This is a genomic window from Geobacillus sp. ZGt-1 (assembly GCF_001026865.1).
Taxonomy (GTDB): domain Bacteria; phylum Bacillota; class Bacilli; order Bacillales; family Anoxybacillaceae; genus Geobacillus; species Geobacillus thermoleovorans.
This window is the reverse complement of sequence record NZ_LDPD01000025.1, coordinates 28,158-33,709: the sequence shown is the minus strand read 5'-3', so window position 1 is coordinate 33,709 and position 5,552 is coordinate 28,158. Positions and strand designations below refer to the sequence as shown.

Genomic DNA, 5,552 nt, shown 5'->3' with positions numbered 1-5,552 from the left:
CGTCAAAAGTTCTATGAAAAACCCAAACAGACCATAAAATATAATAATTACCTGGAGGATTTACTCTTTTCAGAATAAATAAAGGGTGAACTCAATTTGTTAGAGATCGTTTTGATTGTATTGTTTTTGATCGGTTTGTTCGTTTTCGTGGTTTACTATGTTCTTTTTGCAACCAAAGATTTAAAAAGAATGACACAACAAAATGAGGAAATCATGAAATTGCTAAATGAGATTAAAAACCATATTCAAAAGTAGCGATTATGCAAAAGGTTCAAGTCATCCTGCCTAACCGAAGGCGAATAAAATGGATGTGGCGGATTCAAATGACGGAGCACCAAGGAGAATCTTTATGACCAAGAGAATAAAGTTTATACTGTTTACCTTGTTCTTCTCCCCGTCATTATTCCTGATTAACTATTATCAAAGCATAAACATGAAAAAGGACGAATATCCGGATTATGTCTTTTGGACTCTCTATTTGTTGGTCGTCGTTTGCCTGACGATCATCTGCCGATCGATTCGACAAATCCTCTTTAGTGTTCTTTGCATGTCTGCCGTTTCTGTTGGCCTTGGATATTGGCTGATTGAGAAGAATGAAAGCATTCGATATCTTTACAACCTCGGGATTCCCACAACGTTTATCGGCCTTTCGCTGCTTGTTCACGTCATTCCGCTATTCGTCTGTTTGTTCCGTTCTAATAAGAAAAATGTAGAGAAAGCCTGAATGTTGGATGCATTTTGATGAAGGAGAACCGGTTTCCATGAATCGAAAAAAAGGTTTGTCTTGTTTGTTGCCGTGCTGATGGTTATTTTCTTTTTCGTCTACATGTTTGAAGAACAAGTGCTGCGCTTTTTAGACTACAAGGCGGTCAAGCTGACGATGTTGATTTCTTTGATCACGATCATTGTCGGTGATATCATCTATCGACGTACGTAATCGGATGCGCAGTGTGAACGGAAGGAGCCGTCGGGAGACGATGTCCGGGCAAGTTCGTTGAGGCGTTGGTGCTGGACGGTGATGAGACGACGGCTTTTTTGGTTCACTAAAGTCGGCGGCCGGATCAAGAACCGTTTTTGTGTGAAAGGGGTTGTCTACCCGCTTTGTCTGGCGGGACAGGGCGCAAACGACAACACCGCTTCCAGCGCCATGCATGGTCTGGAAGCGGCGCCCGCCTCGATCGAAGCGGTGAATGGAAAAGATTCCAAAACGATCAGGGTGAAAGACGAGACTCACCTAAAAGGCGGAAACACGTTCCAACGCAAGCCGATGACGAGCTGGCAGCACGGAAACGCGCCAGGCGGCGGCGACAACGTCAGGCGGATGCCGTCGGGATTGAAATACACATCGGTTTTCGAGCGGATGCCAAGCGAGCGGATGAGGCGCTTCACTTCATCCGTTTTTCCTTCTTGGGCGGCCGACATGACCGAGGCCGCAAACGAACGGGATTCGGCCAGTTTTTTCAAAACGGTGGCAGCATCGTTCATCAGCGTCTGCGCCGTGGCGGCGGACTGGGAAAAGAGCGCCGGGTCGATCGGAGGGTACGGGCCGGCCGGCATCCGCGGGAACGGGGTGAACATGGCTGCTTGCGCCTCCTTTCCGGAAATGGAATCCGATATTACGATATGTGCAAACAGCCAAAAAGGAGCGAAGCCAAACGGCGATTTCGCTCCTTCTTTATGCATTGCGCAGGCGGGACGCTATAAATAGCGCAGCCATAAATAGGCATGCGACAGGAGCAAGGCAATGAGCGTGAGCGGCGCGCCGATTTTCAAAAAATCAACGTACGTAAAGCCATGCCCTTCGCGCGAGGCCATGCCGGCGACAATCACATTCGCCGAGGCGCCGATGAGCGTCCCGTTTCCGCCGAGGCAGGCGCCAAGAGACAAGGCCCACCACAGCACGTCAATCTGCGGGGCGTCTGGAGACAGTCCCATGCCGACTGCCATATCTTGAATGAGCGGGATCATCGTGGCGACGAACGGGATGTTGTCGATCGTCGCTGAGGCGACGCCGGACAGCCAAAGGATGAAATAAGCGGCCGTGGAAATATCGCCGCCAGTGACATCGAGCGTTTTTTCGGCCAATGATTTGATCAGGCCGATGTCAACGAGCCCACCGACCAAGACGAACAGACCGGCGAAAAAGAAAATCGTGCCCCATTCGATCGAATGAAAGACATCCTCCAGTTCGTGCTCCGGCACGGCGATGAGCATGAGCACGACCGCTCCGGTCATGGCGATGACGGCCGCATCGACATGAATGACCGAATGAAAAATAAAGCCAAGGATGGTCAGCCCGAGCACGGCGACCGATTTGCGCATCAGCTTCGCATCTTGAATATAATCGGCGTCGCGAAGCTCTATCAGCTTTTGAATCAACGCAGGATCGGTTTTCAGCTGCTTGCGGTAAACGAATGCGAGCAGCGCGACCGTCACAATGGCGATGACGATGACGATTGGCGTCAAGTTGAACAAGAAAGCGTTGAAATCGAGATGCTTGTTCGCCGAGCCGATCATAATGTTCGGCGGGTCGCCGATCAATGTCGCCGTGCCGCCGATATTGGATAAGAGCACTTCAGAAATCAAATAGGGAACGGGGTTGACTTGGAGCATCCGTGTAATTGAAAACGTCACCGGCACGACAAGCAGCACGGTGGTCACGTTGTCCAAAAACGCCGACAACAGCCCGGTCAACAGTGAAAGCATCACCAAAATGCGGACCGGGCGGCCTTTGGCGAGTTTCGCTGCTTTAATGGCCATGTATTGAAAAAAGCCGGACTTGCTCGTAATGCCGACCAAGATCATCATTCCGATCAGCAGCGTGATCGTTCCCCACTCAATATGGTGGGTGAACGCTTTTTCGATGTCAACGATGCCGAAGATGACCATGAGCGCCGCCCCGAGCAAGGCGATGACCGCGCGGTGGATTTTTTCAGAAATGATGATCGCGTATACAACCAAGAAAACGGCAATGGCAAAATAATATTGAAGATTTGACACGTGTGCGGCAGAATGATCCATTCGTACTCCTCCCTTTCCAGTTATGTCGTCATGTTGTGAAAACCGCTCCCGCACGCCGGGCATGTCCAATCACTGCGCTCGCTGGCGGCTTCACGAACATAAAACGTAAATGAACAATGCGGACAAGGGATTTCGCGCACCCGATCCATCAACATCCGCCGCCTCGGTTCGGCTGGAGCATTGGTGTCAATGATCTCGACATGGATGTCGTCGCGCGATTCGTCTTCCGCGATCACGTTTCCTTCCGCTTCATCTTTTGTGCGCCAGCGGCCGCCGAGCACATGCTGCTCAAGTTGGCTGTGCGAGGAATGTTCAAGCATTTCTTCAGCCAGTTTCATGTACTGGCGGTCCGTCAGCCCGCTGAACGGAAGGNTCTTCTTCTGTTTTTTCCAATACGCCCGCAGTTGGTCTTCGGTGAAAATCCATGTAACAATCTGATGAATCACGACATTTTTCATCCCATCCACCCTCCTTTTTCTTGATCATATCATAGAAGGCTGGTGATTTAACAGGAAATGCGGCTCAACCATAGCATTTCTTCAATGCATCAACCTTATAAATGCTGCTCTTCTCTTCACTCAAGAACCATCGGTTTAGGGGAAATGGTTGTTTTTCGCGGATCTTATAAAGGGTGGGGGAGAAAAAACGATTGGCTTGAATGGGAAGCGTCCATCCGCCCTTCTTCTTTTTCGCCAAGGCTTTCGTTGATTCCTACGGCATCCGCCTCTTTTTCGCCATTTTCTGAAAAAAGAAATAAACAATCGCTTCTGCGTGATATAATAATAGTAAGACGGACGGCAACAGCGTGCCGGAAAGGGGGGAAGCGACGATGGACAGCCCGCAATATTTGTTTCTCGATTTTGAATTTACGATGCCGGAGACGAAAACAAACCCGAACGGGTTTTGCCCGGAAATTATTGAAGTCGGCCTTGTCGCGGTTGTTGACGATCAGATCATCGGCCAATTTTCTTCCTATGTGAAGCCGCTCCGCTTTCCGCAGCTCACGGAACGGTGCAAGTCGTTTCTCAACATCACCCAAGAACAAATCGACCGCGGAATGAGTTTTTATGAGCTGGTTTCCTTGCTTCGGCAATATGACCGCGAACGCCCGACGACAGTGATGACGTGGGGGAGCATGGATATGAAAGTGCTCCGGGAAAACTGCCAATCGGCGCAAGTGGAATTCCCATTCACGGGCGAGCATCGTGATTTAGCCATGGAGTATAAGCGGTTTTTCGGCAACAAAAACCAAACCGCGCTGCGCAAGGCGGTGCAAGAGTACGGCAATGAGGCGGTTGGAAAAGCCCATTGCGCGCTCGATGATGCGTTCACCGCGTATACGATTTTCCGGCTGGTGGAAAACGACAAAAAATATTTGGCGAAGACAAAGCCGCCGACGATTGGAGAACGGATTGATTTGACCCAGCTGCGAAAAAAATTCGCTTTATAGCCGGCTGCGTTGGCGGCGGCTTTTTTATGTTATAATAGAAAGTGGACGATTTTTTAGGCAGAAAGGTTGTTTCCTTATGTGGCCATCGGTGCTGAATTTATTTTTGTACTTTCCAGAAGACAAACGTGAATACATTCCCGCAGCCATTTCGTTTGCTGTCTTCTTCTTGATGGCGGTGTTCACGATGCGGCTCATCATCATCATCTCCCGGCGGCAGGAGAAGGAAGCGAAGCGGCTCGAAGAACAGCTGCTTGGAAAACGAGAGGAACGGAAGGAGCCGCCCGGAGTATAAACGAGCCCCCCTCCGGCAATACTGGCGGATAACAAGTGATGCTGGAGGGTGGTTCGTCTTGCGAAAAACGTACGGTGTGGTGCTGGCGGCAGCGCTCGTGTTGTCCGGCTGCGGCCAAGAGAATGGAACGAGCCGGACGGTGGAGATGATCAATGCGGATGGCGATTCGATCGGTACGATCGAGTTGACTGAACAGGCGGAAGGGGTGCGGCTGAAGCTTGACTTGGAAGGCCTCCCGCCGGGAGAGCACGCCATTCACATCCATGAAAACGGAAGCTGCAAACCGCCCGATTTCCAATCGGCCGGCGGTCATTACAATCCGGACGGGAAAAAGCACGGCCTTCTCCACCCGGAGGGGGCGCATGCCGGCGATTTGCCGAACATTATTGTGAAGGATGACGGCACGGTCAACGTCGAGTTGAAGGCGCCCAATGTGACGCTGAAAGAAGGAGAGAAAGGCTCGCTGCTTACGAAAGACGGAACATCGATCGTCATTCACGCCAAGAAAGACGACGGCATGACCCAGCCGGCGGGAGACGCCGGCGGACGGATCGCCTGCGGGGAAATCAAGTCGTCGTGAAACAGGGGCTCGCGCGCGGGCCCCTGTTTCACGTTGCCGGGGCAACGCTTCGCATGGCAAATGCGAGAAAGTGACGGTTGCACAGCTTCTGCTGCACATGGATGGCGGAACGGAGCAACGGGTCCGGCGCTGCTTCTTTTCCCTTTCGCCATCCGCTTGGCCGCTCTTCTTTGGTGCAAAGCTATATAGGATGCAACGAAATCGTTTAA

General features: G+C 51.1%; 7 protein-coding genes and 1 pseudogene. 5 read left to right on the top strand and 3 right to left on the bottom strand.

Translation table 11 applies throughout. The annotated features are described in order from the left end of the window. The first annotated feature begins 433 nt into the window (after window positions 1–433). Window positions 434–724: a hypothetical protein gene (locus tag VU18_RS12820; RefSeq protein ID WP_236687396.1), complete on the top strand. Its 291-nt coding sequence runs from the start codon at window positions 434–436 to the stop codon at window positions 722–724. Window positions 725–802: 78 nt separating this feature from the next. Continuing rightward, window positions 803–937 carry a hypothetical protein gene (locus VU18_RS21140; RefSeq protein WP_255351095.1) on the top strand — a complete coding sequence of 45 codons (135 nt, stop codon included), beginning with the start codon at window positions 803–805 and terminating at the stop codon, window positions 935–937. Window positions 938–1,230: 293 nt separating this feature from the next. Here VU18_RS21140 and VU18_RS12815 read toward each other — a convergent pair whose 3' ends face one another. The 3 genes and pseudogenes from VU18_RS12815 to VU18_RS12805 form a co-directional block, all read right to left on the bottom strand. Further along, a complete protein-coding gene (locus VU18_RS12815; protein ID WP_011232408.1) occupies window positions 1,231–1,578 on the bottom strand; it encodes a hypothetical protein in 348 nt (115 codons plus the stop codon). A 120-nt stretch (window positions 1,579–1,698) separates the two neighbouring features. After that, window positions 1,699–3,021, bottom strand: coding sequence for an ArsB/NhaD family transporter (locus VU18_RS12810; protein ID WP_011232407.1), 1,323 nt, complete (start codon window positions 3,019–3,021; stop codon window positions 1,699–1,701). Window positions 3,022–3,041: 20 nt separating this feature from the next. After that, window positions 3,042–3,393 (bottom strand): annotated as a pseudogene (locus VU18_RS12805) (hypothetical protein); the annotation flags it as partial. Between the two features lie 457 nt (window positions 3,394–3,850). Here VU18_RS12805 and kapD point away from each other — a divergent pair. The 3 genes from kapD to VU18_RS12790 all read left to right on the top strand — a co-directional run bounded on the left by kapD (window position 3,851) and on the right by VU18_RS12790 (window position 5,343). Next, entirely contained in the window at window positions 3,851–4,471 is a 621-nt protein-coding gene (gene kapD, locus VU18_RS12800; protein ID WP_011232405.1) for a 3'-5' exonuclease KapD, read from the top strand. A 76-nt stretch (window positions 4,472–4,547) separates the two neighbouring features. Next, window positions 4,548–4,763: a hypothetical protein gene (locus VU18_RS12795; protein ID WP_011232404.1), complete on the top strand. Its 216-nt coding sequence runs from the start codon at window positions 4,548–4,550 to the stop codon at window positions 4,761–4,763. Window positions 4,764–4,821: 58 nt separating this feature from the next. Continuing rightward, on the top strand, window positions 4,822–5,343 hold the full coding sequence (locus tag VU18_RS12790) for a superoxide dismutase family protein (protein WP_011232403.1): 522 nt from the start codon (window positions 4,822–4,824) through the stop codon (window positions 5,341–5,343). Window positions 5,344–5,552: the final 209 nt, after the last annotated feature.

What these genes read in the sequence shown, in the direction of transcription:
- VU18_RS12795 (WP_011232404.1), top strand. Translation starts at nt 4,548, where the DNA reads ATGTGGCCATCGGTGCTGAATTTATTTTTGTACTTTCCAGAAGACAAA.
- VU18_RS12810 (WP_011232407.1), bottom strand. Translation starts at nt 3,021, where the DNA reads ATGGATCATTCTGCCGCACACGTGTCAAATCTTCAATATTATTTTGCC.
- VU18_RS12820 (WP_236687396.1), top strand. Translation starts at nt 434, where the DNA reads ATGAAAAAGGACGAATATCCGGATTATGTCTTTTGGACTCTCTATTTG.
- VU18_RS21140 (WP_255351095.1), top strand. Translation starts at nt 803, where the DNA reads ATGGTTATTTTCTTTTTCGTCTACATGTTTGAAGAACAAGTGCTGCGC.
- kapD (WP_011232405.1), top strand. Translation starts at nt 3,851, where the DNA reads ATGGACAGCCCGCAATATTTGTTTCTCGATTTTGAATTTACGATGCCG.
- VU18_RS12815 (WP_011232408.1), bottom strand. Translation starts at nt 1,578, where the DNA reads ATGTTCACCCCGTTCCCGCGGATGCCGGCCGGCCCGTACCCTCCGATC.